The 24,319-nt window shown below is 59.6% G+C and carries 26 protein-coding genes; 15 read left to right on the top strand and 11 right to left on the bottom strand.

The genetic code is table 11. The features are described from left to right. The first annotated feature begins 30 nt into the window (after positions 1 to 30). From IIC71_05060 to IIC71_05030, 7 genes are all read left to right on the top strand, one after another. Positions 31 to 2,055 carry a tungsten formylmethanofuran dehydrogenase gene (locus IIC71_05060; protein ID MCH7668563.1) on the top strand — a complete coding sequence of 675 codons (2,025 nt, stop codon included), beginning with the start codon at positions 31 to 33 and terminating at the stop codon, positions 2,053 to 2,055. Positions 2,056 to 2,081: 26 nt separating this feature from the next. Then, positions 2,082 to 2,951, top strand: a complete 870-nt coding sequence (locus IIC71_05055; GenBank protein MCH7668562.1) for a GNAT family N-acetyltransferase — start codon at positions 2,082 to 2,084, stop codon at positions 2,949 to 2,951. Positions 2,952 to 3,200: 249 nt separating this feature from the next. Continuing rightward, positions 3,201 to 3,530: a hypothetical protein gene (locus IIC71_05050; GenBank protein ID MCH7668561.1), complete on the top strand. Its 330-nt coding sequence runs from the start codon at positions 3,201 to 3,203 to the stop codon at positions 3,528 to 3,530. Positions 3,531 to 3,778: 248 nt separating this feature from the next. Then, the gene (locus tag IIC71_05045) at positions 3,779 to 4,021 is read left to right on the top strand and encodes a type II toxin-antitoxin system prevent-host-death family antitoxin (GenBank protein MCH7668560.1); all 243 of its coding nucleotides are present in this window, start codon (positions 3,779 to 3,781) and stop codon (positions 4,019 to 4,021) included. After that, positions 4,018 to 4,416 (top strand): PIN domain-containing protein, encoded by a 399-nt coding sequence (locus IIC71_05040; GenBank protein MCH7668559.1) that lies wholly within the window; start codon positions 4,018 to 4,020, stop codon positions 4,414 to 4,416. The genes IIC71_05045 and IIC71_05040 overlap by 4 nt, the downstream gene beginning before the upstream one ends. Positions 4,417 to 4,735: 319 nt before the next feature. Further along, on the top strand, positions 4,736 to 4,948 hold the full coding sequence (locus tag IIC71_05035) for a hypothetical protein (protein MCH7668558.1): 213 nt from the start codon (positions 4,736 to 4,738) through the stop codon (positions 4,946 to 4,948). Then, the gene (locus IIC71_05030; GenBank protein MCH7668557.1) at positions 4,945 to 5,343 is read left to right on the top strand and encodes a type II toxin-antitoxin system death-on-curing family toxin; all 399 of its coding nucleotides are present in this window, start codon (positions 4,945 to 4,947) and stop codon (positions 5,341 to 5,343) included. The genes IIC71_05035 and IIC71_05030 overlap by 4 nt, the downstream gene beginning before the upstream one ends. Before the next feature lie 133 nt (positions 5,344 to 5,476). On the opposite strand, the gene IIC71_05025 is transcribed toward IIC71_05030, so the two are convergent. Both IIC71_05025 and IIC71_05020 read right to left on the bottom strand, forming a co-directional pair. Beyond that, on the bottom strand, positions 5,477 to 5,902 hold the full coding sequence (locus IIC71_05025; protein MCH7668556.1) for a DUF3151 family protein: 426 nt from the start codon (positions 5,900 to 5,902) through the stop codon (positions 5,477 to 5,479). 28 nt (positions 5,903 to 5,930) lie between these two features. Next, the gene (locus tag IIC71_05020; protein MCH7668555.1) at positions 5,931 to 7,490 is read right to left on the bottom strand and encodes a hydantoinase B/oxoprolinase family protein; all 1,560 of its coding nucleotides are present in this window, start codon (positions 7,488 to 7,490) and stop codon (positions 5,931 to 5,933) included. A 308-nt stretch (positions 7,491 to 7,798) separates the two neighbouring features. On the opposite strand from IIC71_05020, the gene IIC71_05015 reads away from it, so the two are divergent. After that, entirely contained in the window at positions 7,799 to 9,385 is a 1,587-nt protein-coding gene (locus tag IIC71_05015; protein ID MCH7668554.1) for a hypothetical protein, read from the top strand. Positions 9,386 to 9,586: 201 nt separating this feature from the next. Here the strand turns inward: IIC71_05015 and IIC71_05010 are convergent, their stop codons facing one another. Next, positions 9,587 to 11,542, bottom strand: a complete 1,956-nt coding sequence (locus IIC71_05010; protein ID MCH7668553.1) for a hydantoinase/oxoprolinase family protein — start codon at positions 11,540 to 11,542, stop codon at positions 9,587 to 9,589. Positions 11,543 to 11,639: 97 nt separating this feature from the next. Between IIC71_05010 and IIC71_05005 the strand changes: the two genes are divergently transcribed. Next, positions 11,640 to 11,894, top strand: coding sequence for a NifU N-terminal domain-containing protein (locus IIC71_05005; protein ID MCH7668552.1), 255 nt, complete (start codon positions 11,640 to 11,642; stop codon positions 11,892 to 11,894). A gap of 97 nt (positions 11,895 to 11,991) precedes the next feature. On the opposite strand, the gene IIC71_05000 is transcribed toward IIC71_05005, so the two are convergent. From IIC71_05000 to IIC71_04975, 6 genes are all read right to left on the bottom strand, one after another. Next, positions 11,992 to 12,879 (bottom strand): hypothetical protein, encoded by an 888-nt coding sequence (locus IIC71_05000; GenBank protein ID MCH7668551.1) that lies wholly within the window; start codon positions 12,877 to 12,879, stop codon positions 11,992 to 11,994. After that, complete coding sequence (locus IIC71_04995) at positions 12,876 to 13,298, bottom strand: LysM peptidoglycan-binding domain-containing protein (protein ID MCH7668550.1); 423 nt, start codon at positions 13,296 to 13,298, stop codon at positions 12,876 to 12,878. The genes IIC71_05000 and IIC71_04995 overlap by 4 nt, the downstream gene beginning before the upstream one ends. A gap of 264 nt (positions 13,299 to 13,562) precedes the next feature. Further along, positions 13,563 to 14,570, bottom strand: a complete 1,008-nt coding sequence (gene moaA, locus IIC71_04990; protein ID MCH7668549.1) for a GTP 3',8-cyclase MoaA — start codon at positions 14,568 to 14,570, stop codon at positions 13,563 to 13,565. Between the two features lie 42 nt (positions 14,571 to 14,612). After that, the gene (folE, locus tag IIC71_04985) at positions 14,613 to 15,734 is read right to left on the bottom strand and encodes a GTP cyclohydrolase I FolE (protein MCH7668548.1); all 1,122 of its coding nucleotides are present in this window, start codon (positions 15,732 to 15,734) and stop codon (positions 14,613 to 14,615) included. 15 nt (positions 15,735 to 15,749) lie between these two features. Beyond that, the gene (gene folB / locus IIC71_04980) at positions 15,750 to 16,121 is read right to left on the bottom strand and encodes a dihydroneopterin aldolase (GenBank protein MCH7668547.1); all 372 of its coding nucleotides are present in this window, start codon (positions 16,119 to 16,121) and stop codon (positions 15,750 to 15,752) included. Positions 16,122 to 16,167: 46 nt separating this feature from the next. Continuing rightward, positions 16,168 to 16,896: an SDR family oxidoreductase gene (locus tag IIC71_04975; GenBank protein ID MCH7668546.1), complete on the bottom strand. Its 729-nt coding sequence runs from the start codon at positions 16,894 to 16,896 to the stop codon at positions 16,168 to 16,170. Positions 16,897 to 16,971: 75 nt separating this feature from the next. Here IIC71_04975 and IIC71_04970 point away from each other — a divergent pair, with 75 nt between their 5' ends. Beyond that, a complete protein-coding gene (locus tag IIC71_04970) occupies positions 16,972 to 17,547 on the top strand; it encodes a hypothetical protein (GenBank protein ID MCH7668545.1) in 576 nt (191 codons plus the stop codon). A 14-nt stretch (positions 17,548 to 17,561) separates the two neighbouring features. Here the strand turns inward: IIC71_04970 and IIC71_04965 are convergent, their stop codons facing one another. Then, positions 17,562 to 18,002, bottom strand: coding sequence for a DUF1801 domain-containing protein (locus IIC71_04965; protein ID MCH7668544.1), 441 nt, complete (start codon positions 18,000 to 18,002; stop codon positions 17,562 to 17,564). Between the two features lie 119 nt (positions 18,003 to 18,121). Then, positions 18,122 to 19,126, bottom strand: coding sequence for a glutamine synthetase beta-grasp domain-containing protein (locus IIC71_04960; GenBank protein MCH7668543.1), 1,005 nt, complete (start codon positions 19,124 to 19,126; stop codon positions 18,122 to 18,124). Positions 19,127 to 19,305: 179 nt separating this feature from the next. Between IIC71_04960 and IIC71_04955 the strand changes: the two genes are divergently transcribed. The 5 genes from IIC71_04955 (at position 19,306) to IIC71_04935 (ending at position 24,301) form a co-directional block, all read left to right on the top strand. Further along, a complete protein-coding gene (locus IIC71_04955) occupies positions 19,306 to 20,604 on the top strand; it encodes a glutamine synthetase (GenBank protein MCH7668542.1) in 1,299 nt (432 codons plus the stop codon). Beyond that, positions 20,604 to 21,254 (top strand): response regulator transcription factor, encoded by a 651-nt coding sequence (locus tag IIC71_04950; protein ID MCH7668541.1) that lies wholly within the window; start codon positions 20,604 to 20,606, stop codon positions 21,252 to 21,254. Before IIC71_04955 ends, IIC71_04950 begins: the two co-directional genes overlap by 1 nt. A gap of 61 nt (positions 21,255 to 21,315) precedes the next feature. Beyond that, positions 21,316 to 21,513, top strand: a complete 198-nt coding sequence (locus IIC71_04945) for a hypothetical protein (protein ID MCH7668540.1) — start codon at positions 21,316 to 21,318, stop codon at positions 21,511 to 21,513. 596 nt (positions 21,514 to 22,109) lie between these two features. After that, positions 22,110 to 23,621, top strand: a complete 1,512-nt coding sequence (locus IIC71_04940) for a hypothetical protein (protein ID MCH7668539.1) — start codon at positions 22,110 to 22,112, stop codon at positions 23,619 to 23,621. Then, positions 23,618 to 24,301 (top strand): ABC transporter ATP-binding protein, encoded by a 684-nt coding sequence (locus tag IIC71_04935; GenBank protein ID MCH7668538.1) that lies wholly within the window; start codon positions 23,618 to 23,620, stop codon positions 24,299 to 24,301. Before IIC71_04940 ends, IIC71_04935 begins: the two co-directional genes overlap by 4 nt. Positions 24,302 to 24,319: the final 18 nt, after the last annotated feature.

Here is a 24,319-nt window from a genome sequence, read left to right as displayed (position 1 = left end):
CCCTAACCATGGGAGACCGAAGGGAGCAGAATGTTGGATCTCGAAAACGTCCAAGAACACAGGGAACTCGGTCTCAGTGACGACCAGGTAATCGACATGTACCGCAAGATGGTGCTGGCACGCAAGATCGACGACCGCATGTGGGCATTGAACCGACAAGGGCGGGTGCCGTTTGTGGTTTCCGCATCAGGCCACGAGGCAACACAGGTCGGAGCTGCTTTCGCCATCGACACCTCGAAAGACTGGTCATTGCCGTACTACCGCGATATGGCGTTCGCTGTCGGGGTAGGCGTCACAGCGGCAGACATCTTCTTGAGTCTGTTCGCAAAAGCAACAGATCCGGCGTCTGCCGGGCGCCAAATGCCAGGACATTTCTCAGAGCCAAACCTCAAGATCTTCACCCATGGCTCAGTGATCGCGACACAGTTCCCCCACGCGTGCGGGATTGCGTACGAACTTCAACGCGCCGGCAGCGAAGGAGTGGTCATGGTTGCGTCTGGCGACGGCGCCACCTCCGAGGGCGACTGGCACGAGGCGATGAACTTCGCATCGATCAAGAAACTCCCGGTGATCTTCCTGGTTGAGAACAATTTATACGCGATCTCGACGCCGTCTGCTGAGGAGATCGCGGGTGTTATCTCGGACCGGGCGCAGGGTTACAACATGCCGGGCGTAAACATCGACGGCAACGACATCTTCGCCGTCTACGGAGCCATGTCGACCGCTGTCGAGCGGGCTCGAAAAGGCGACGGCCCGACCCTCGTCGAGGCCAAGACGTACCGCTACTACGCCCACACATCCGACGATGACGACAAGCTCTATCGCGACCCCGAGGAGGTCGCCTACTGGCGTCGCAGAGATCCGATCACTCGCCTCGAGCAGTATCTCATTGAGAATCGACTGCTTGATGAGGGAACCGAACAGGATATCCACGATGAGGCTGCTGAGATGGTGGCACGCGGTCTAGCGGTGGCTGAAGAGGCGCCGGAGATGACCGATCCGTTCTCTCACGTGTATGCCAAGCCCATCGAGCCCACCGAGCCGGTGGCACTCGAGGCTCCGATGGATGGCGAGGTCGTCAATCTCATCACCGCGATCAACCGCACGCTGCACGAGATTCTCGCCTCGTACCCCGAGGCCTTGATCTTCGGCCAGGACATTGCGGATCCCAAAGGTGGGGTGTTCAAAACAACAAAGGGACTCACGGACGCGTTCGGAGGCGATCGCGCTTTCAATGCGCCGCTTGCCGAATCTCTGATCATCGGGATCGGCATTGGGATGGCGGCGATCGGGTCAAGGCCCATCGCCGAAATCCAGTTTGCCGACTTTATCCACCCGGCGTTTGACCAGATCGTGTCGGAAGCAGCAAGGATCTCGTATCGGTCGGGGGGCCGATGGAACTGTCCGTTGGTCATCCGGGTCCCCTATGGAGGCGGGATCCGTGGAGGGCTCTACCACAGTCAGTCGGTCGAAGCGTTCTACACACACGTCCCGGGTCTAAAGGTCGTCGTGCCATCCACGCCGGCGGACGCGAAAGGGCTTCTGTGGGCCGCAATCGAGGACCCAGATCCTGTGCTATTTCTTGAACCCAAGAAGCTCTACCGACTCGCCAAGGGTCCGTACCCGGCCGGGGAACACTCCGTTCCGCTCGGCAAAGCGGCGTTGCGCAGAGAGGGTGACGATCTCACAATCATCGCCTACGGCACGATGGCACACTATGCAATGGAAGCTGCCGAACAGCTCTCCCAACAAGGAATTTCGGCCGGTGTCCTAGACCTGCGCTCATTGCGACCGCTCGACTGGCCGTCGATCGAGGCTGCAGTACATCGCAACGGGAAGGTCCTCGTCGTCCACGAAGACAACGAGTTCATGGGTTTTGGCGCCGAGATCGTCGCCCAGATCAACGACAAGGCGTTCGACTGGCTCGATGCACCGGTGCGCAGATACGCTGGTTATGAGATCCCCTCCTTCCCATACTCGGAACAGGGCGAGGCAATGACGATGCTCTCAGTAGTCGGCATCATCGAGGCAGCCCAAGAACTCGCCAGGTACTGACCGGGGCGTTCATTAGGCTTAACCCTATGGATATCACCATAAGGATGGCGCGCGCCGATGACCAGGGACCCATCGAGGCGTTCACGACAGACACATTCGAATGGGGAGACTATGTTCACGAGAGCTGGCTGCGGTGGTTAGCAACCCCGAACCTCAATCTATTGGTCGCGGTCGACAACGACGACACTCCGGTTGCGACAAGCGCCGCTCGCATGTTGTCGGCGACCGAGGGGTGGTTACAAGGTACGCGTGTGCGGCCGGATTGGCGCCGAATAGGCGTTGCTCAGGCACTGGCCGAACACCAGCGCACTTGGGTCCGCGATGCAGGAGGTCAGGTCCTTCGTCTCTGTGTCGAGGCCGAGAATGGACCCGCACGGGCGCAGGTCGAGAGCGACGGGTACCGCCCAGACTGCACATGGATCGAAGGGTCAGGGCCGGTTGTAAGCGCGCGACCGGTTCCGACCACGAATGGCGGTTCGCGCACCAAGGTAAACGCACCTCTGAGCCGCGCAGCAGCAGCCGACGCAGTCCCAGCGCTCATGAGTTGGTCGTCGGGAGACCTCTATCGAGCGGCGCGGGCGATGTTCGCGGTTGACTGGACGTGGCGCCGGCTCACCGAGGGCGACCTCGTAGCTGCGGCCCAGCAAGATGCCCTCTGGACCGGACCCACCGGTTGGGCGGTCGCCGCTGCAAACGGCAGCGACCTCGAAGTGGCATGGATGGAAACCCGACCCGAAGACGCAAACGACTTCGTTCGAGGACTACTCGCGATTGCGTCGGATGAGCATGCAGCCCACATCAAGATCGTGGCACCCGACCTGCCGTGGGTACGATCTGCATTTGAGAAGCCGGGCCTCGATATTGCCGACCTCGTGGTCTACGGAAAACCGTTGTAGGAAGCCAGACGGGCGGTCTCAGATCGCATGTTTCGTGGGCGGTGACTGTTGCGCCATTGCATCTATCCATGCCTTCGTGCGCCGACGGCTAGGCAATCCAGCAGACACCTAACCCCGTGTTTGGCGGGGGAGGAATTGCTCAAGCCTCGATACGGAAACGCCGATAGCCCAATGGGAGTGTGTGTCGCAAATGCGGCACGACGATGCGCTGGCGCTCGTGGAAATTGCCGTTCGGACTCAAGGAGAACTATGCAGAAACGACTTCGACTGACGCTCGTGGTCTTAGGCTTAGTGGTGGCGGTAGCCGCACCCGCAACAGCCAAAAACTTGAACCAGGCTGAGGCGTGGTGCGACAACGGCACCAAGATCGAGTTGGATGCTTCATCGTGGACATCCGACGACCACTACGACCTCGTCGTGGTCAAGTCCGCCGCCGTAAACCGCAAGTACTACGACGTACAGCTTGGGAAGGTGCTCATCGGTGGAATCACCAACGGCGGTCAGCAGGCTGACATCAGCCACATCATCCTGTGCCCACCGCCTGACGATCCCGGCGGAGACGACGAAATAGGCGGCTAACAGACATTGAGCGATGGCCTCCTGATCCAGAGATCGGGAGGTCATCGCTGTCTGGTACTCCTCGGGAAAATTTCAAGAACTCCTCTACTCCAGGATCTCTCGATCGCGAAGGGAGCCTTCAGCCGTCCTCTGTCTCGTAGGAGTGAGTGGATTTGCGGTGCCTAATCACAAAAACGTGGTATTCCCGAAACGCCCGGCGATGTGTCTGCAAAGTTCATATTCTGATTGACATATGATAATCTGATGCGATGCCGGATATCTCTGCCACCGACGCTGCCCGCCACTTCGCTGATCTGCTCGACGACGTGGAGCACCGTGGTGAGCACTACACCATCGTGCGCCGCGGGAAGGCTGTAGCCCACATCGAGCCGATCACCCAAGGACGCGGGATCGATGTCAAGGCACTACTGAGACGCCATCATCCTGATGCTCAATGGTCCAAGGACCTTGTCGACATCCGGCGCCTCCTTGAGATTGAAGACCGAGAGTGAGCATGCTCTTACTCGACACTACGTTCCTAATCGACGCGGAACGGCGGGGTGTCGGCCTCGACGACGTCATCGACGACGGCGACGATGTGGCAATTGCAGCGATCACTGCCGCCGAGCTATTGGTCGGCGTAACGCTCGCTTCGGGCAAACGACGGGCCGCCCGCAGAGCCTTTGTCGACGAGATGATTGTGTCCCTGCCCATAATCGCATACGACCTCGGTATCGCCGTTGAGCACGCCGAGCTCCTCGCTGCTGTTCGCAAAGCAGGGCGCCCACGCGGCGCCCACGACCTCCTCATCGCCGCGACCGCCAGAGCCACCGGCCGAAAAATAGTGAGTACCGATCTCGGTGCCTTTGTCGACCTCCCCGGGATCGAAACCATCAACCACCGCTAGCGCGTGGGGAAGGCTGCCCTCAAGTTCCGTCGCAGAGATGCCGCTCACGAACTATCGGATTCGGTCTGGAGCACACACCACCGGCTTACGATCGATCGAGTGGGCACCGCGCGCCGCGCGTTTCCCTTTGCCAGATGTGGAACCCATGGCGGAGATGGCAGACGCCGCCGGAGAAGATCGTCGAGATCGGTCGCCGCGCCTCGGCGGCGCGACATGCCAGGAGCGACTCGTTCAATCACCGTCCCGGTATCTGGCCGCGCATGCGCCAGGTTCTGGTCGAGGGGTGTACGACGTTGTGATGTCGTGATACCATAACGTCATGGAGAAACGGATAACGACATTGCGCATTCCCGAAACACTCGCTGAGGAAGCGGACATCATTGCTCGTGGGCGGGGGATCAGCGTCAACGCACTGATGCTTGAAGCTCTCCGAGCCGAGATTGAGCTTGTTAGAAAAGACACCGAGTTCGTCAAAATGCTCAAGGCGCTAACCGAGCGCGACAGAAAGATTCTCGATCGTCTCGCGGAGTGAGGTACCTCACACTGGCTGAGGCGCTCGCCGTCGCCGAGGCCGTTACCGGGATCGATGCGGACGTCCTCGCTCGGGTTTCCCGCTTGGACTTGCTCGATTCAGCCCTGCACGCACCACAAGCTGGGTTCGGCGATGTCGAGTTCTATCCCGAGTTCGTCGACAAGGCAGCGGTTCTTGTCGTCCACATCGCTCACAACCACCCACTTCCAGACGGTAACAAACGCCTTGCATGGCAATCGCTCGTCATGTTTTGTGCGCTGAACGGTCGTCGATTGAACGTCCCGTCTGACGGGGCCGTCTCGACAATGCTGGCGATCGCTGCAGGAGACCTCGACGAAGCCGCCGTCGCTGATTGGCTCAGTACTCGACTCACCGTAATCGACCCCTCACCCTGAGAGCCGAAACAGGAAACCAATAATGAAATCGTTGCGGACAGCTGCCACTTGCTCATACACGAAATCGACCCGAGCGAGACTCAAAACGAAGCACCGCACCAGACAAAGGGCAGGCGTTATTGGAGTGAGTCCCCTAATCGGTCGCAGGGTTGGTGTCGGGGTCGAGCTGGTGGAGGAAGTCTGTGATGCGATCGACCTCGTCCGTCTCGTCGATCGCTGCTGCGGCATCGCGCAACCCCGATAGGGTGTTGAGAAAACCGCGGTTCGTTGTCTCCTGCCAACGGACGTACCCACTTCCGCGCCAGCCGTTGGCGCGCAAGAAGTCCAATCCCCTGTGATACCCGACACGAAAGTAGGCGTACCGCTCGACGGGATCGGAAGTGACGGCTCCAAGCGCCGCCCATGCATCGACAAATCGCGGGTATCTGCCAACGACTTCAGCGAGGCTGTCTTTGTCCGAACCAGCACCTTCCAACGCGGCAGCTGCCTGCGGGTCGGGTTCTGGGAGCACGGTCGTTGGTGGTCCGGACGAGGTGAGTTGAACGGGTGAATCAGCCATCATCTCAGCGTAGTCGTGCGGAACACCCTCATCCGACGCGTTCGACTGGGTCCCCCCAACCTCCGCCGCCCGGAGTCAACACGAGGAGCCGATCACCCGGGGCAACCTCAAACGTCGCTTTGCCTTCGAGCCGGATACGACTGCCGTCGGCCTTTAGGAGCCAATCCTCCCCCAACGCGCCAGAACCTCCACCGGAGAGACCGTACGCACCTCGGTGTCTCCGTTCAGAAATAATCGACACAGTCGCGCCCTCTAGAAACTCGATCTCTCGCTCGATGCCCTCCCCACCGACAAACTGCCCCGAGCCCCCCGACCCGCGACGCAACTGGTATTTCGTCACTCGAAACGGGTAGTGCCGCTCCAGAGATTCGATCGGGGTGTTTTTCGTGTTCGTCATCCCGGTATGGATGCCAGATACACCGTCGCGGCCGGGGCGTGCTCCCTGACCACCCGCAATGGTCTCGTAGTACGCAAAGTTGTCGTTCCCGATCAAAATGTTGTTCATCGTTCCCTGCCCCGCCGCCGGCACACGATCGGGGGCGGCCTGTGCGAGCGCACCGAGCAACGTGTCGGCAATGCGCTGCGAAGTTTCGACATTCCCCGCCGCGACTGCGGCCGGGTACTCGGCGTGCACTATCGACCCCGGTTCGGTGATCAACGAGAGCGGACGATAACAACCTCCGTTTGCGGGTATGGACGGGTCGGTTGCGACGCGAACGGCGTAATACAAACACGACCGCGTGACGGCATCGACCGCGTTGATGTTTGCTTCGACCTGGGGCGCCGACCCTGTGAAATCTGCGGTGAGGGTTTCGCCTGCAATGGTGACCGCAACGACGATAGGGATCTCCTCACCACGTAGTTCCATGACGTCCGAAAAGCGGTAGACACCGTCCGGCAGGGCACCCAGTGCGGTGCGCATCCGCCGTTCGCCGTAGTCGAGCAACGCAAAGGCGACGGTGTGGAACTGGTCCATCCCGTACTCACCGATGAACTCCAGCACCCGAGCTTTCCCGGCTTCGTTCGCCCCGAGTTGTGCTGAAAGGTCACCAAGACGCTCGGTAGGGGTACGAGTTGCGGCGAGAAACGGATCGACGAACTCAGGTATCCACAATCCGTTGCGTACCGCGGCGGTCGGGGGCACCCGATGTCCCTCCTGATCAATGTGCGTCGCGTACGCTGGCATCGAGCCAGGCGCCTCGCCACCCACGTCGGCATGATGAGCCCGGTTAGCAACCCAGCCGATGATGTCCCCTTCGAGAAACACAGCCTCGACAAGGGTCAGATCATTGAGATGAGTTCCACCGAAAAACGGATCGTTGACAGCGTATTGCACCCCGGGTTCGACGGACTCGCCGAATGCTGCGAGAACTGCCGCCACCGATGCAGGCATCGAGCCGAGGTGGACAGGAATGTGCTCGGCCTGTGCAAGCATCTCTCCAGACGCAACGAACAGTGCCGCAGAGCAGTCGATACGTTCTTTGATGTTCGGTGAGTAAGCGGTTCGCGTCAGCACCGCACCCATCTCCGCCGCCATCGCGGCGAATCTGTTTCGGGCGACCTCAAGGGTTACCGGATCGACCGTCATCGTACGCTCATTGTGCCGGTGTCTGCGTGAGACGCTGAGGCAACGTCGCGAAGCTGACAAGGCGGGCGGTGTTCCATAGACAGCAGGATAGAAACGCGAAGTCGCTCCGACCAGAACTGGCCCCGCGGTTCACGGTGCCGGTTTTCCGCGGTACGGTCGGCGTCATGCCATCGTCTCGCGATACGAACCCAGCGCATTGGGCCAGCAATTCACCCGGGAAGACCCAGCGACTACAGTCGGAACGATTTTGTAAACGCTTACAGTCTCCTGGATCGATAGACTCGGGCGGCCTGACACCTGGGAAAAGAATGACGGCAGGTTGGTGGCGGGGCGCGGTCGGATACGAAATCTATCCCCGATCCTTCGCTGACTCGAACGACGACGGAATCGGCGACCTTGTAGGGATTCGGGAGCGACTGCCCTACCTGTCGTGGCTCGGGGTCGATGCGATTTGGATTGCGCCGTTCTATGAATCGCCCGGGTTCGATCACGGATATGACGTATCCGACTATCGCGCTATCAACCCCATCCATGGCACACTGAAAGACTTTGACGACCTCGTTGCTGCGGCGCATAGTCTTGGGTTACGGATCATCGTCGACATCGTTCCCAACCACTCGTCCTCGGTCCATGAATGGTTCCAACAAGCCATCAAAGGCCGCGACAACCGCTACCGCGATTACTACCTGTGGAGGGACCCGGCCGCAAACGGTCGGCCACCAAACAACTGGGTAAGCCATTTCGGCGGACCGGCGTGGACGTTGGACGAGGATTCCGGTCAGTACTACTGCCATCTCTTTCTTCCTGAACAACCGGATCTGAACTGGAGAAACGTAGCGGTGCAAAAAGAGTTCGAAGACATTCTGACGTTTTGGTGTGAACGAGGGGTGGACGGATTCCGGATCGACGTAGCCCATGGGCTGATGAAGGACGAAAGCTTTCGTGATAATCCGCAAATCGCTCCAATCACAGACGCCGGCAACCCGGTCAATGTGTTTGCAGCGTTCGATCACCGCTATGACATGGATCAGGATGACACCATCAACATCTACAGGCGGTGGAATCAGATCGTTGAGCCGTACGGGGCAGTGCTGATCGGTGAATCCAACCCTCGTACGCTTGAGCGAATAGCCCTGTACGTGCGAGGGGACAGTCTCCACACCGTGTTCTACTTGGAACCCGGATGGATGAGCTGGGCGCCATTGGAGTTGCTTGCGAAACTCGAGACTGTGCAGCGGAGTACGGACACCGGAATCTCATGGGTGATCGACAATCACGACAATTCACGCTCTGCAACAAGGTTCGGTGGTGGTGATCTCGGGCGCAAGCGCTCCCTTGCGGTGATGACATTCATGATGGCACTCGGTGGGTTCCCGTTTCTGTGGGAAGGTCAGGAGCTGGGTTTGATCGATGCTGAAGTCGACGAAGAAGACCGAGAGGACCCGATAACAACGCGCAACGAGAACGGAGTCGGCCGCGACGGGACACGCAGCGTCATGCCCTGGGACTCCTCGCACGCCAACGGATTCTCCACATCGAAGGAACCGTGGCTGCCGTCGGTCGATCGGAGCCCTTCCGAAACGGTTGCCGCGCAGCGCACCGACGAATTGTCGTGGCTTTCTCGGTATCGCGGTTTGCTTGCCGTACGCCGCGAGCACCCCGAACTATGGAACGCCCCGGCTCAGTGGATCGAAACCGGATCAGAAGCAACCCGTATGGTGCAGCGTGGAACCATGGTTGCGGTGGCGAACTGGGAGCCGACCACAAAATCGATGACTCTTCCTGAGGGGTCGTGGGATGTGGTCTACGACTCGGACTCACCAAAGCACCGGTCGGTGTCGAGGACAATCGAAATGCTGCCTGAGACATCTTGTTTCCTCAAGGCTATTCCGTGAAAGCGACGATCGCGGGCGTAGCCAGGGAGTCTTAGTCGCGACGGCCCTTCAGGAGGCCAACCGGTCGTGCGGAGCCCCATAGCCCGACCACTTTGGCGCTTGCAGCTGATCGTGCTTCCCCCGCCACAGAGTTACTTCGTTCGCGCAATCTTGGCGGGTTCCGTCAAGGGATAGGGCACACCGGATTCGGTGTTTGCTCGGTCACCAGGTGATCTCAAGAGAACCGTCGGCCAGCACCTCCAGCCGGTCGCCCTGACCAATAAAGGTCGTAGCCTGGTCCTCTTCGATGATTGCCGGTCCCGCGATAACCGTGCCGGGAATCAACGCTGCACGCCAGTACACGTCAGCCGAAACTCCACCCCGGGAAGTCAGGACCTGCCGCGTACCCCGGCTTGCCTCCCCCGCTGGGACCACAGCGGGAAGGTCGCTCCATTCGAGGGCCGGCTTGCCGACTGTCTCGCTTCGCACCGTCACCACCTCAATTGCGTTCTCCGGGCGAGAAAAACCGTTGCGATGCGCGTGCTTTGTGTGGAAGCGGTCCGCAATGGTCTCCCACGAGTCGCCGGTACCAAACGTGACCGTTACCTCATGGGCCTGGCCAATGTATCGGACATCTACAAGTAAGCCCGCCTCAACAACTTCGGCACCCATCGCCTCGCACCGCGACCGCCCCTGCGCGGATAGGGCGGCACCTACTCGGTGGAGGTCGCTGAGGTCAGATTCGTCCGAGGCTGCGATCGACTGGGTCAGATCTATTCTCGGCGGACTGAGCAGCAACCCGAGAGCGCTGAACACACCGGCGAACCGTGGGACCACAACCCGCGACACACCAAGTATTCTCGCAACCGCGGACCCGTGCAACGCACCCGCTCCTCCAAAGGCCACCAGCGCCGCACCACGCGGGTCCGCCCCTTCATCAACGGAAATCTTGCGAATTGCGCCCGCCATGATTTCCTCAACGACGGTGAGCATTCCCAGCGCGGTATCCGCGATGTTCAGACCGACGCCAGCCGCCAGAGCATCTATTGCTGACTCCGCCCGTCCGAAGTCCACCGTGAGTTCCCCGGCAAGTCTTGACCCGCCGGCAATTCGACCTACGACGACATTTGCGTCGGTAACGGTCGGTTCCGTCCCGCCACGCCCGTACGCTGCGGGTCCCGGTACAGCACCCGCAGACCGGGGACCGACTCGCAGCGATCCGCCACCGTCGACCCATCCGATCGACCCGCCGCCGGCTCCCACGGTGTGGATCGCAACGGACGGCATCCGGCACGGATAGCCCGCAACGTCACGTTGGTAGCTGACATCGGGACGTCCATTGTCGATACGACAAACATCAGTGGACGTGCCGCCCATATCGAACGAGATCACTCGACTCATCGCGAGGGAGTCACCCAATGCAGCCGCGGCGATGACACCACCGGCAGGACCAGACAGCAGGACTGCCACGGGGAGGTCCGCAGCTTGATCAACGTCGATGAGACCTCCAGACGATCGCATCACCTGAAAGTTCTCCGGCAGACCCGCCTCGGCGCAGCGATCTACGAGCTGACGGAGGTACCGGCCAGTTTCTGGCACCAGGTACGCGTTGAGGACAGTGGTCGCAGTGCGCTCGTACTCCCGAAACTCTGGAGCGACGGTGCTTGATAGGCTGATAGGAACGGTGATCCCTCGCAACCGGAGACCATCGGCCACGGCAGCTTCTTCGTCTGGACGTTCGTATCCGTACAGCAACGAAATCGCGATCGAGTCAGCGTCCCCAATCGAGGTCGGGATAGCAGCGGCATCCGGGGCGGTGCGGTCCACCTCGTAGCGATCCGTACGCCGCACGAGGGCCGGGGCAGGGTCATCGAAGCTGTCGTAGAGGCTCGGCCGGTCCTGGCGCGCTATCTCGATGACGTCCCTAAACCCTTGTGTGGTGACGAGCGCGGTACGCGCCCCGCGGCGCTGAAGAAGTGCGTTTGTCGCAACAGTTGTGCCGTGCACGAAACGGGCGACCGGGTCGTCAAGCAAAACACTGGCCCCCGAGACAACACCAAGACTTTGATCGTGCGGAGTGGACGATGTCTTGCCTGACCGCAGCCTCTCTCCGTCCCAAACAACAAGATCGGTAAACGTCCCGCCGACATCCACGGCGAGAATGGCTTCAGATGACACGGGATGATTCTATACGCCAGCAACGCCGTCACCCTTGCCGCCAAGTCGCTGATGACTGTTGGGGTACGATACGGGCAGGCAAACGTCTGGATGGTCAATGCCCGTTACGGTCTCGATAACACCAAACGACAACGCGAGGAAGTTCACCGTCGGTATGGACGTAGGTGGACCCTCAACATTCGTGCCGGCCAACGCACAAGGCAATGAGCTCGCAACGGCACTACTCGGCATCGAGGGCACCAAAAGCGTGTTCATGTCGGCCGATTTCGTGACCATTTCGAAAGTCCCAGACGTGTCTTGGGACACAATCGAGCCACACACCATTCGGATACTCGAGGCTCACTTCAGCTAACCGGCCTCCCGGCCCAACAACGACCCGTGGAACGCAGTCGCCGAAGCGAGATATCGGTCGCCGTTGCATCGCCCCGCAGCGGAGATGTTCGCGGCGATTACGGGACCTGCGGAACGATCACTTGCAGCGGCCAGCTAAGACCGTCCGCACGTTTGGCAAGCAGCACTATCCGCCAAGCCCCTCCGGACAGCTGCTCTTGCGCGATAACGGCGCCTTCGGTTGCAAAGCCGCTTATTTTCTTGATAGCGGCGTCAATCACAGCCTGCGGTGCAGAGTCGACACCCTCCCAAGCGGCGATCGAGGTGGGCGAAGCGGCAGGTGAAACATTCGGTAGCGCACCCACCGCATACCCATCTTGAGTCGCGATCAATGCAATCGTTGCCTCAAGTACTTCTGAGCGGACGAACACTTCAGGTACACCCGCTGACTCCTCAAGCATCTGGAATGCAACCGTCACATCAAGTCCGTCCGGATTGATTTCGGATCTGACCACCTGCGCCCACTCCACGTACGTTGTGAGCCCCTCTTGCCCGTGCGGCAGAGGTAACTGGACACCGTTGGCGAAAAGCGCCGTGATGTTAGGACGGGCAGCCTTGTCGCCGTCGACTGTGAAGAACTCCCTAACGAACCGGGTCGCAACGTAGTTCGCCCCGACCACGGTGTCGGACGGCGGAGTGATCGAGGCCATGAGATCGGCCTCCGCATACAAGACACTCTGTGCCGGACCGGTCGTGGGCGGAGCACTCTCGCTAGTGATCGAGGTTTCGAGAGGTACCTCGACACTCAACGGCACCGCCTCGGAGAACGTCTCGACGACCGTTGGTTGCGAACCGCTACCCAGCAGTTTCGCGCCAAAAACACCGACAACGAGCGCGATCACGATCCCACCCGCGATCATCACGGTCCGGTTGCCGGCCGGTGTTGAGTCGGGGATGAGCTGTGACCATGGGATTTCCTCGAACTCTTCTACATGCTCGTCAGTCATCGCCCCTCCCCCATGTCATAGCGTTGCCCGGGGTAAATAAGGTTCGGATCGTCACCGATCACAGAGAGATTCACCCTGTAGATTCCGACCCACCGATCAGAGATCGCCTCGGGTGTTGTATCACCCACCCGACTCGCTAGATCATGCGCCGCTATCTTCCACAGAGTGTCGCCCTTCTGAACGGTGTAAAAAGCCGCTAATGACGTCTCGGCAGGCGACTCATAGACGACCGTCGCGCTAGCCAGACGCCTCGCCGGGGGTGTGACCTCAGCATATGCGGCGAGCGAGGGTACGAAAAGTAGCACGACTCCAACGGCTGCGACGGCGTTTCGCAGTCCCCGAGAGGAGAACGTTCCGTGGAGGACCGCAAGCGCCGAGACTGCAGTACCACCGACCATAAGAGCAACAGATGTATCCATGCCTCGACCGTACGGACCCGCTGGTAGCGATACAAGGGGGTTGACGCGAGGAACTTTTCGCGACCTACAACGTCGATCATGAGCAGGCCCGGAACATCGCGACACGGATCGGATTGCCTATGAGAGCATGGTCACATGCGGGGGCCAACGAACAGCGAACCCGAACGCACCACAAGGTGGTCACGTGGTTATGGAAAACGAACCGTTTCCGAAAATCCGGCGGGCTATCACCCCAACGAAAGCTGCCGGCGCCATCGGAGATCTCTATCCGCCGATGTACGACATCTCCACTTTTGGCATCGGAATGTTTGACTCGGTGCGTTGCTCGGAATAGCGGTCGGTGCGGACCTGCCAAAGGCCCTTGATGAGCTGCTCCAGTTCGAGGTCGGTCGCCCCGTCCCGCATCGGGCCGCGGATGTCTGTGCCCTTGCTTGCAAAGAGACAAGTGAACAGGCGACCGTCGGCGCCGAGCCGGAGGCGGGTGCACCCACCACAGAACGGCTTCGTAACTGATGAGATAATTCCGAACTCGCCAGACCCATCCATATACCTGTACCGAGTCGCTACTTCCCCATCGTAATTTGGGTCCACAGGCTCCACTTTGTAACGCTTCTCTATGAGGCCGAGGATGCTCCTGGCTGGCAGAACGTCGTTCATACGCCAACCGTTTGTCACACCGACGTCCATGTACTCGATAAACCGAACGATATGGCCGGTCCCGCGAAAGTGTTCCGCGATCTCGACAACCTCTTGATCGTTGACTCCTTTCTTCACGACCATGTTCACTTTGATCGGACCAAGACCCGCCTCTGCCGCGGCGTCGATGCCGTCGAGCACGGTCCGAACGTCGACTCCAACGTCGTTCATCGCCTGGAACACATCGTTGTCGATCGCGTCGAGACTGACAGTCACCCGGTTGAGCCCCGCTGCCTTCAGCGCAACAGCATGCCTACCCAAAAGGGAAGCGTTGGTGGTCATTGCAATGTCATGCAATCCGTCGATCGCAGCTATTTGGGACACGAGCCGATCAATGTTTCGGCGCATCAGTGGCTCGCCACCGGTCAAGCGGACTTTGCGGGTGCCGAGCCTGGCAACAACGCCGGCGACACGAGACAACTCCTCAAACGTCAGCAGCTCGGAGCGCGGCAGGAACTTGTAGTCGCTGTTGAACACCTCTTTTGGCATGCAGTAGGTGCATCTAAAGTTACAGCGGTCCGTGACGGAGATGCGGAAGTCTCGCAGCGACCGCCCGAGGGTATCCCGTGTCGCCATTCAGCCAGTGTACTAAACCCGACAAGCGCTCCCGGCGTGCGGTTAGTCGTTGAGAAAGGAGAGGAATTCACTCCTCGTGCGCGCATCTCTGCGGAACGTGCCTCGCATGGCGCTCGTCACTATCGAGGAATCTTGCTTCTGGACGCCGCGCATCATCATGCAGAAATGCTTGCCCTCGATCACAACAGCGACCCCAAGCGGGTCAAGCACCTCACTGAGAGCGTCGGCGATCTGGTTGGTCAACCGCTCCTGGACCTGGAGCCGCCTGGCAAACAGGTCGACGATCCTTGCGACCTTCGACAGCCCGATGATTTTCCCATCCGGGAGGTAGCCAACCGACGCTTTACCGAAGAACGGCAGCATATGGTGCTCGCACATCGAGTAGAACTCGATGTCTTTGATGAGGACCATTTCGTCAGCACCCTCGGCGTCGAAAATTGCGTTGTTCACCGCGTCGTCCAGAGACATCGTGTATCCGCTAGTCAAGAAGTCGAACGCCTTGGCGACACGGATCGGCGTGCGGAGAAGCCCTTCTCGCGATGGTTGCTCTCCGATTTCGATTAGCTGTTGACGCACCAAGGCTTCGAATCTCGGGGCGTACACCTCGTCCGGTGTATCAAAGTCCTCGATCGCCCGAGCGACGTGTGGAGCGCTCAATTTGATAGCGCGCGCCGTTCTTACGTTGCCGTCTTCGACGCTGCGAGCTATCTGTCGCATCGTTCGACCGTCGACGGGATGAATCCAGTCGTGGGCCACCTCCGCTACCGGAATTGCTATGTGGGGAGCAACCAGCGCGTCGGGATCTGGAAGTTCCCAGTCCTCGAAGCTTTCAACGATGTCATCAAAGTATGCAATGTCGATATCGATCGTACGCGGTTCGTCGGGATCCTCGGTCCTCACCCGGCCGAGACCGTTTTCGATCTCACGAAGCTCGGCCCTTAACTCCTCAGGGGAGAATGCCGAGCACACCAGCATCGCAGCGTTGTAGTAGTCAGGAGCGTCGGCGGGTCCGCCCACGGATGCCGACTCGAAAAACTGCGAAACCTCGCGCACCTCAATGTCGGGGTGACGCCTTAGTAGGCGAATCGCCTCGGGTAAATGGCGTTGACGGTCAATGTTCGAACCCAGCGTTAGTACGGCTAGTTTCTTTGGAAGTGTATCCATGGTTGCCTCCTCGCTTCAGCCATCAACACGCTCGCGGGTGATTTCAATTCCCACAGATCGTGCGTGTCGCAGGGCGCCGGGCTTCTCAACTGAAATCGTCAAAGCCTGCACCCCCGAGTCCAGCTCGAAACAGATGTCAGCAAGTTCTTGCACAAGGCGTTCAACAAGTTTCGGTCTGCCGTTGCGGATGTGGGCGATCATTGCTTTGGTAAGCGTGCGGTAATTGACCGCAGCGCCAATGTCGTCTGTAGCCGCCGCATCCCGGGTGTCAACGAACAGTGTTGCGTTGACGAGAATTTCCTGCGGAGTGACTCGCTCGCCAGGGTTGACCCCCAGGATCCCCATCACCGAGAGATCTCGTATCAGAACTTTGTCGTACTTGTCCATGACCGAAGGGTACCGCGCCTGCGAGGAGGCGACCCCAACACATCGGCTACACCAGGTGGGAACCGCCGTCGAGCCGGAGTATCTCGCCAGTCACAAAGTCGTTCGAGATGAAATGGAGGACGGCCTGAGTCACCGTTTCAGATCCACCAGCGCGCTTGGCCGGGAGTCGTGAAGCAAGCTCGGCGACGTAATCAGCTCCTTCGCCGAGCGGGGACAAGATCACACCGAGCGCAACCGCGTTGACGCGAACGGCCGGAGCCAACGCAAGCGCCGCGGCGCGAGTTGCTGTGTCTATGGCACCCTTGGCGACCGTGTAGGAGAAATGTTTGAGATACGGAGTTTGGGTCCTAACGTCGCTGATGTTGACAATTGCGCCAGGCGCACCGTCGAGCCTGCTCGCCATTGCCTGCATCAACATGATCGGCGATTCGAGGGTCAACGCCATCGTGCTCCGCAGACCGTCAAGGGTGATATCGGCCAACGAGTCTTCGGGGAACCCCGATGCACTGTTCACGAGAATGGAAATCGGTCCGAGAGCTTCCGTCGCGGTGTCAAGCAACTCACCGGCAGTGCGCGGGTTCGAGAGGTCAGCGCCGCCGATTGCGACCCGGACGCCGAGTGTGGAGAGATCCGTCGCCATCAACTCGGCGGCATTGGCTGACCGCCCGTAGTGGATGAAAACATTCGCCCCGGCCTCCGCCAGTGCGCGACTGATTGCTCCACCAACGCGGTGCGCTCCACCCGTTACAAGCGCATTCAGGTCAGGTATTTCCATGGGGCTAAGAATACGACGTTGTCGGCGCGTTCGGGTCCGACACTCATTTCGTCGGTGGCGCTAACCTTCCCCGCTGTGAGTAGAAACGACCCTCGTCATGGTATTTGGATCCTGCCCGTGTTGATCGCCGGAATCATCGGCGCAACGGTGGTATTTGTAAACCGCCTTCCGGAGGCGGTTATTTCGATCAAGACAACTACTACAACGGTGACGTTGGTACCGACTTCATCTAGTACCAGTACTACCACGATCGATCCTGCGCTTGCGGTGCTGACCGCTAACGCGACGCAGTTTCGCGAGGCAGCCGCTGCTCTAGCTGTGTCTGCCGTCGATCTGAACGCCGAATGGGACAACGGCGACTTCAACTTCACAACCGCCAAAACAAAGTTCACCGAGTACCGAGATTCGGTGAACGACTTTAAGAACGAGGTCCTGTCGGCGTCCGTTCTCGAGGAGCTCGATGACGTGTGGGCGCCCGTCGTGAATTCGACACAAGCCATGACTGATGCCGCAGGGGAAATGCTCGAAGGTCTGCTGGACGCAAAGTCGGCTACCGGCCGTCGCGACGGGTTAGCCGCCATTGGTATCAGCCAGGAGGCCCTTGATGCCGCACTAGTCGAGCTTCTTTCCGCCATCGGAACGGTGGGCTAGCTGACAGCGTCTATCTAGGGCCGAGACCGTCGGTACAGTTCGGTGAACTGTACAACTGTGTGTGCGGCGATCGCGTCGCCGATAACCCCGAGTGGAAGATCGGCGAGTTTTCTAAATCGGACACAGCTCTTCCCCATATCGAGTCGTTTCCCGAAGGCTTTGTACGCTTTCAGAAACGTGGCGTTGGTGGGTTCGTCGGCGTAGATGCCCATCAGATAGACGGACATGTGGTTCTTCTGCGAAGCCAAAGCTGCATACATCAACGGCCGCCCGTTGTAGGTGTCGGGCACCGTTTCAAGTGGTATCTCGTACACGATCATTCCAGATCCCATCGACTCGACATACCCTGTCGGTAAATTATCAAGAATGGTTGCGCGCACAGAGTTCATCGCCTCGCGCCGGTCATCGGGGAGCTCGCCCAGATACTCGTCCACTGTTGCAGCGCTTGACTTCATACATCGAGAGTAGCCAGTCTCGTTGGCCTGGCCACCGTTCACTACGTCGAGAAGCCCCACACACCGCGTGTGGGGCTTCTCGGCCCTAAGAGAACAGGCCGCTCTCCGAGGAAGTTTGGTTAGACCTTCTCTAGATAGTCGCAAACGGTTTCTGTGATCAACCTGGTAACAACATACGGGTCCATGTTGGCGTTTGGTCGGCGGTCCTCGATATAACCCTTACCCTCCTTGGCGACCTGCCAGGGGATGCGAACCGAAGCGCCGCGATCCGAGACCCCGTAGCTGTACTCGGTCCAAGGGGCGGTCTCGTGGAGACCGGTGAGACGCAGCTCGATGCCCGCGCCGTAGTTAGCGACGTGCTCCTCTGTCTTCTCGCCAAGTGCTTCACACGCCGCGATGATCGCGTCGTAGTTTTTGCGCATTTCTTCCGTGGAAAAGTTCGTGTGTGCACCTGCGCCGTTCCAGTCGCCCTTCACCGGCTTCGGATCGAGCGTTGCCGAAACTCCGAAGTCTTCAGCAACGCGGTACAACAACCAGCGCCCCAGCCACACCTGGTCGGACGCCGCCAAGGGATCCAACGGGCCGATCTGAAACTCCCACTGCCCAATGAGTACCTCGGCGTTGGTGCCGCTGATGAGGATCCCTGCGTCGATACACGCCGTGGTGTGAGCCTCCACAATGTCGCGGCCGTAGATCTCGTCAAACCCGACGCCGCAGTAATACCCACCCTGCGGTGCAGGGAAGCCACCCTGTGGCCATCCGTGTGGACGCCCATCCTTGAAGAACGTGTACTCCTGTTCAATCCCGAACCACGGCTCATGCGATGCGTACTTCTCGCTGGCCTGCGCGCAAGCAGCGCGCGTGTTCGAAACATGCGGCGTCAGGTCAATGTTGAGAACTTCACACAGAACGAGCTTGTTGTCTCCCCCCCGAATGGGGTCCGGGGTGATTAGAACCGGTTGCAACACGCAGTCCGAGTTTGCACCCGGAGCCTGCTCGGTGCTCGAACCGTCGAAACCCCAAATAGGCGGCTCTTTTCCGTCAGGCACGACCATTGTCTTGGACCGCATCTTGGCGGTTGGTTTCTGTCCGTCGATCCAAATATATTCGGCTCGATACACCATTGTTGCTGTCTTCCTCTTTGGGCACACTGAATACGCCTGTCATGCGGCGCAGTGCAATAGTGCCATAGCGTGGTTTCATGCGGATTGCTGATTTGTGAACATCATGTTTCGTGGCAGTCACGGTCTGTGCAGGCGGGTCTATGTGCCGTACGATGTCTCGCGAGGAGGTCGGGCGACCGATGCAGAAACAAGAAGACTACGTTCTCAGAACCGTTGAAGAGCGCCGAATACGGTTTATTCGGCTGTGGTTCACCGACATTTCCGGATCCTTGAAGTCATTTGCGATCACCCCGACAGAACTTGAGAATGCCTTCACAGAGGGGATGCGCTTCGATGGATCAGCGATTGATGGATTCACAAGAGACCAAGAGTCTGACATGCTTGCAATGCCGGACGCCCACACGTTTCAGATCCTGCCATGGCGCCGCGGCGACGGTGGGGTCGCGAGAATGTTCTGCGACATCGTGTCCCCCGACGGCGAACCGTTTGAAGGTGATCCTCGCTGGGTGCTGCGCAAGAATCTCCGCAACGCAGCCGACCTCGGATATTCGTTCTACGTCGGTCCCGAAGTGGAGTATTTCTACTTCAAGGACTCAGGGCCGGACCCTGAAGTCTTGGATCGAGGCGGCTACTTCGACCTGACACCGTTAGACGTCGCCCAGGAATACCGACGCGACACCATCATGGCCTTGGAAAAACTCGGCATCCCCGTGGAGTCTTCGCATCACGAGGTGTCACCAAGCCAACACGAACTCGATCTCCGCCACAGCGATGCGCTAAGCATGGCCGACAACCTCGTGACCACACGCCTTGCGGTGAAGGAGGTTGCCATGGAGCACGGCATCTACGCAACCTTTATGCCGAAGCCGCTCGAGGGATTCGACGGCTCCGGCATGCATCTGCATCTGTCACTGTTCGAGAACGACACCAACGCGTTCTTCGAGGAAGGCGCCGAACACCACATGTCAAAGGTGGGACGTGCCTTCATGGCAGGGCTTCTCGCTCACGCCAGGGAGATCACCGCGATTACGAACCAGTGGGTGAACTCGTACAAGCGACTCGTGTCGGGTTTCGACGCACCTATCTACCAGTCGTGGAGTCAGCGCGACCAGAGCGCAGTCCTCCGTGTGCCGCAGGCAAAGAAGGGAAAGAGTGCGTCTACGCGCATCGAGTACCGCGCCCCCGATCCCGCCTGCAACCCGTATCTAGCACTGTCGGTGATTCTTGCCGCAGGTCTTGCCGGCATCGAAGGCGACTACGACCTTGCGGATTCACCGGAACCGCAGGCAGCCGGGAGGGACCGCATGCCGGCCTCTCTGGCCGAAGCGCTCGATGCAATGGAACAGTCGTCACTCGTCCGCAACACCCTCGGCGACCATGTGTTCGAATGGTTCTTGCGCAACAAACGCGACGAGTGGGATCGGTACTCACATCACGTTTCGCGATTCGAACTCGAACAGTATCTTCCGATCCTGTGATGTACGTTCCTGTCTGGCCACCCACCCCAACGTCCGCTCTCATTGCCGGACTGGTCGCGGCGGGGTATCAGCCGATCCCGATCGAGAACCTCGACGACGTCGCAGCCAAGATGCCGGAACTCGGATGGGCCGCGGCGGTAGTAGAAATCACAGAAGATGTTGGGCGTTGTCTCTCAGTCGCGGCGAAGCTCAAGACAGAGTTCTCGCTCCCGGTCCTGGTTGTTATTGACCGGACGATGACGACAACCGTCTCGGACGACGACAGCTACACCGACTTCATCCTCTCACCGATTGATCGGGCAGAGTTGCAAGCCCGGCTCGGTCGAATCACGCTGATCGAAACAACCGTCACAGACGATGACATACTCAGATACCGCGACCTCGAACTCAACACCGCGACATACCAGACAACGGTGGGCGGTGACCCCCGTGACCTGACTTTCATGGAATATGAGCTGCTGCGATTCTTTGTTGAGAACCAGGGCCGCGTGTGGTCGCGAGACCAAATCCTCAAGAAAGTGTGGGGGTACGACTACTTCGGCGGCGCCAGAACGGTTGATGTGCACGTGCGGCGCCTGCGCTCAAAACTCGGCGAAGAGCGTTCGTCATGGATCACCACCGTCCGCTCGGTTGGGTACAGATTCGGGTAACGACCAGTCGGCACGGCACACAACGCGTGGATGAGTGCCGTGCCGCAACTACGGTTGTGCCATGATTTTGTGGATCTTCTTCATCATCCTCGGAATACCACTCATTTTGGCCGTCGTCGCCTCGATTTTGGCCGTCGTCGCCTCGATTTTGGCCGTCGTCGCCTCGATTTTGGCCGTCGTCGCCTCAACCGTGGCGCGACCGTGGCTTGTCGAACAGGGATATCTCTACCCGAAGGGCGAGAAGGGTTCGCGGTCCTAAGCAGCTCTTGGTGTCGCCGCCATTTTCAAACCAGAAATGGAGCATGTGATCGAAGAAGAACAGTCAAGGGCAATCGTCCGCGAGGACAACGAAAGCGGCGACCAGTTCGACCTCAACATGGACTGACACCTATTCCTCCCGAGCCAGGCCTTCCATCGAACTCGTTCCACTCTTCCGCTCAATCCCGCCCGATCAGACCTGCAAAGCTACGCGCCGACAGCGAGTCGGCGGCGACTCCAATGGCCGCAACAGCGGCGAGGCCAAAATACTCTTATTATCGAACCACTAGTTCTCGACCAGAGCAATCCTGGTTCCACTTCGCCAGCGGGGAGTTGCAGCACCGTCGAAAGTCGCTTTTGCACGAGATCTCCGTTCTCTCCAGTACTAGAAGACTTTTAGAGTAATGGAGGGAACGAGCTCGGACCCCGAGTCCAATACACCGCGTGTGAAAGACCGCGAAGCGCCGGGAACCCCGCCAGGCAGGGAGAATCGGGGCTGCGGTGCGGTGCAATACTGTCAACGACGCGTCCGCCCGTTGGCGGTCTACCAGGGATTGCGAAGTTATCGACGACTCACAAACTAGGATCAGAAATGTCGTGCTCGACCTGGAACGGGCTCGGCGCAAAACAAGGCGCACCGTTATCGACTTCTGGGAGGCCATCTACCAAGCCTATGTCGCTGGCTTTGTCATGGCGATGGTCGTCGCGGTCGTCGCTTCCTTGTTGCCGCAGAGCGAAATCAGTACGGCCGCGATAGAAGATTTGGCCCGCTGGGGACCAGCCGTCCTCGGTGCTGTCGTCGTTCTTGCCCTGTACCTCGGTGTGCGGTCGGGGATCCACGGCGGACCACTCGTGTTCGAAGCAGCGACGGTTCAGTACGTTCTCCAATCGCCGGTCGACCGCGCATTCGTGGCGCGTCGGGAGGCGTTGCGCCAATTTAGGACCGCCGTCACCTGGGGTACCGCGGGAGGAGCGGGTCTGGGACTGGCGATTTCAGCATCACTTCCCGGCAACGCCGTCGAGTTTGTGCTCGGGTTCGGTATCGTCGGTGGCCTTGCCGGACTGCTGCTGTTTGGTTCGGCACTTGTCGTCTCAGGCCTGTCGCTGCGACCAGTGGCTGCTACCACCGCGGCCCTGGCTCTTTTGGGATGGTCGGTGTTTGACATTGCGTCGACATCGACGACGTCACCGTTCACACTCATCGGTCGTATCGGCTTGTGGCCGATTTCGGGAAGCTCTCTCACGTTCGTCGGCGTTGCCATGGTCGCGGCCATCGTCGTCGTCGGCTTCCAAAGCGCTGGCGGATTCTCGCTCGAAGCGTCAGTGCAGAGGTCTGGCCTTGTAAACCAGATACGCTTTGCCCTCACGATGAACGATCTCCGCACCGTCGTGTTGCTGCGCCGACGCCTCGCGAACCACACGTACCGTGCGCGTCCATGGATTCCGATTCCACGGTCGACCGGAACACGCTTCCCTGTGTTTCGCCGCAGCTTGCACAGTCATCTACGACTCCCGCTGCCCGCCGTCATCAGAATATTCGTGATCGGCATCGGCGCCGGCATCGGTCTCGGTCTGGCCAACCGGGGTGTCGCGGCATTCGCACTGCTGTCAGGTCTCTTGATGCTCGTCGCAGGCTTCGACTTCACCGAGCCTCTCGCGCAAGAGGTGGACAACCCGGGTCGGTGGGTCACATACCCCGCCGAACCTGGTGAACTGGCCGTACGTTTTACCCTGTCCGCCGCAGTATCAATGCTGGCCGTGGCATACGTCTCGATAGTCGCCGCTACAGCAGTGGGAGGCCTCGACACCCTACCGATCGCGATTGTGGCATTCCCGGTGGCAGCACTGGCGGCTGCGGGTGCGGCCGCTGTCAGCACACTGCTGGGAGTCCCAGACACGGCGGCGAGTAGCGAGCTGTTTGGTCTTGCAGTAGTGATCCGCATCGTGTTGCCACCGGTCATTGTGGTCTTGCCTTTCGCCCCGATCGTCGCCGGGCTTGCCGCCGGATCTCTGCCCAACTTGTTTTTGCCGAACACGGTCGCCCTCGGGGCGCTCGGAACTGGTGCAGCCCTGCTGTGGATATCTCGCAAGAGTCCCGGGTTGATATGAGCCGAACACCAGTGTTTGAAGCCCAGGGCGTGGCAAAGGACTACGGCGACGGCTTTGGCCTTGCTCCTCTCGATCTTGAGGTCCACGCCGGAGAGCTACTGCTTCTTGTTGGCCACAACGGCTCGGGCAAAAGCACGATGCTTGGCCTCGCGGCGGGTCTGCTGAAGGCAACCGAGGGTGAGGCACTGATCGTGGGTTCCTCAGCTGACAGCGTGAGAGCCCGCATCGCCCGCAGTTATCTGCCTGACCAACCCATCCTCTACGACGACCTCACCTTGTGGGAACACATTGCCTATAACGCCGCGCTCCACAGCACGCCGGATTGGGAGGCTGCGGCCACCGATCTGCTCGAAGGGTTCCGTCTCACGGACCGTGCAGACGGGCTACCCGCAAAGTTCTCACGCGGGATGCGCCAGAAGGCGGCAATCGTCATCGGTCTGGTGCGCCCGTTCAAACTACTGTTGATCGACGAGCCGTTTCTTGGCATCGACGCCACCGGCCAGCAAACGCTGGTTGACATCCTCAAGTCGCTCGCCGCTGACGGGGTCGCCGTTGTTGTTTCGACCCACCAAACAAATATCACTGCTATTGCGACGAGGTGTGTCGGGTTGCGAGACGGCGAACTCGTCTACGACGGTGAGCCCGACCCCGAGGTGATCACCAAGATCATCCACGGCTAACAGAGCACAAGAAGCAGC

The organism is Acidobacteriota bacterium, from assembly GCA_022562055.1.
GTDB lineage: Bacteria > Actinomycetota > Acidimicrobiia > Spongiisociales > UBA5794 > BMS3BBIN02.
The sequence above is the reverse complement of the archived record's forward strand: the minus strand, read 5'-3'. Positions and strand labels throughout refer to the sequence as shown.

Coding starts and splice junctions, on each gene's coding strand:
- IIC71_05060 (MCH7668563.1), top strand. CDS start 31: ATGTTGGATCTCGAAAACGTCCAAGAACACAGGGAACTCGGTCTCAGT.
- IIC71_05055 (MCH7668562.1), top strand. CDS start 2,082: ATGGATATCACCATAAGGATGGCGCGCGCCGATGACCAGGGACCCATC.
- IIC71_05050 (MCH7668561.1), top strand. CDS start 3,201: ATGCAGAAACGACTTCGACTGACGCTCGTGGTCTTAGGCTTAGTGGTG.
- IIC71_05045 (MCH7668560.1), top strand. CDS start 3,779: ATGCCGGATATCTCTGCCACCGACGCTGCCCGCCACTTCGCTGATCTG.
- IIC71_05035 (MCH7668558.1), top strand. CDS start 4,736: ATGGAGAAACGGATAACGACATTGCGCATTCCCGAAACACTCGCTGAG.
- IIC71_05025 (MCH7668556.1), bottom strand. CDS start 5,902: ATGGCTGATTCACCCGTTCAACTCACCTCGTCCGGACCACCAACGACC.
- IIC71_05020 (MCH7668555.1), bottom strand. CDS start 7,490: ATGACGGTCGATCCGGTAACCCTTGAGGTCGCCCGAAACAGATTCGCC.
- IIC71_05015 (MCH7668554.1), top strand. CDS start 7,799: ATGACGGCAGGTTGGTGGCGGGGCGCGGTCGGATACGAAATCTATCCC.
- IIC71_05005 (MCH7668552.1), top strand. CDS start 11,640: ATGCCCGTTACGGTCTCGATAACACCAAACGACAACGCGAGGAAGTTC.
- IIC71_05000 (MCH7668551.1), bottom strand. CDS start 12,879: ATGACTGACGAGCATGTAGAAGAGTTCGAGGAAATCCCATGGTCACAG.
- IIC71_04995 (MCH7668550.1), bottom strand. CDS start 13,298: ATGGATACATCTGTTGCTCTTATGGTCGGTGGTACTGCAGTCTCGGCG.
- moaA (MCH7668549.1), bottom strand. CDS start 14,570: ATGGCGACACGGGATACCCTCGGGCGGTCGCTGCGAGACTTCCGCATC.
- folE (MCH7668548.1), bottom strand. CDS start 15,734: ATGGATACACTTCCAAAGAAACTAGCCGTACTAACGCTGGGTTCGAAC.
- folB (MCH7668547.1), bottom strand. CDS start 16,121: ATGGACAAGTACGACAAAGTTCTGATACGAGATCTCTCGGTGATGGGG.
- IIC71_04975 (MCH7668546.1), bottom strand. CDS start 16,896: ATGGAAATACCTGACCTGAATGCGCTTGTAACGGGTGGAGCGCACCGC.
- IIC71_04965 (MCH7668544.1), bottom strand. CDS start 18,002: ATGAAGTCAAGCGCTGCAACAGTGGACGAGTATCTGGGCGAGCTCCCC.
- IIC71_04960 (MCH7668543.1), bottom strand. CDS start 19,126: ATGGTGTATCGAGCCGAATATATTTGGATCGACGGACAGAAACCAACC.
- IIC71_04955 (MCH7668542.1), top strand. CDS start 19,306: ATGCAGAAACAAGAAGACTACGTTCTCAGAACCGTTGAAGAGCGCCGA.
- IIC71_04950 (MCH7668541.1), top strand. CDS start 20,604: ATGTACGTTCCTGTCTGGCCACCCACCCCAACGTCCGCTCTCATTGCC.
- IIC71_04945 (MCH7668540.1), top strand. CDS start 21,316: ATGATTTTGTGGATCTTCTTCATCATCCTCGGAATACCACTCATTTTG.
- IIC71_04935 (MCH7668538.1), top strand. CDS start 23,618: ATGAGCCGAACACCAGTGTTTGAAGCCCAGGGCGTGGCAAAGGACTAC.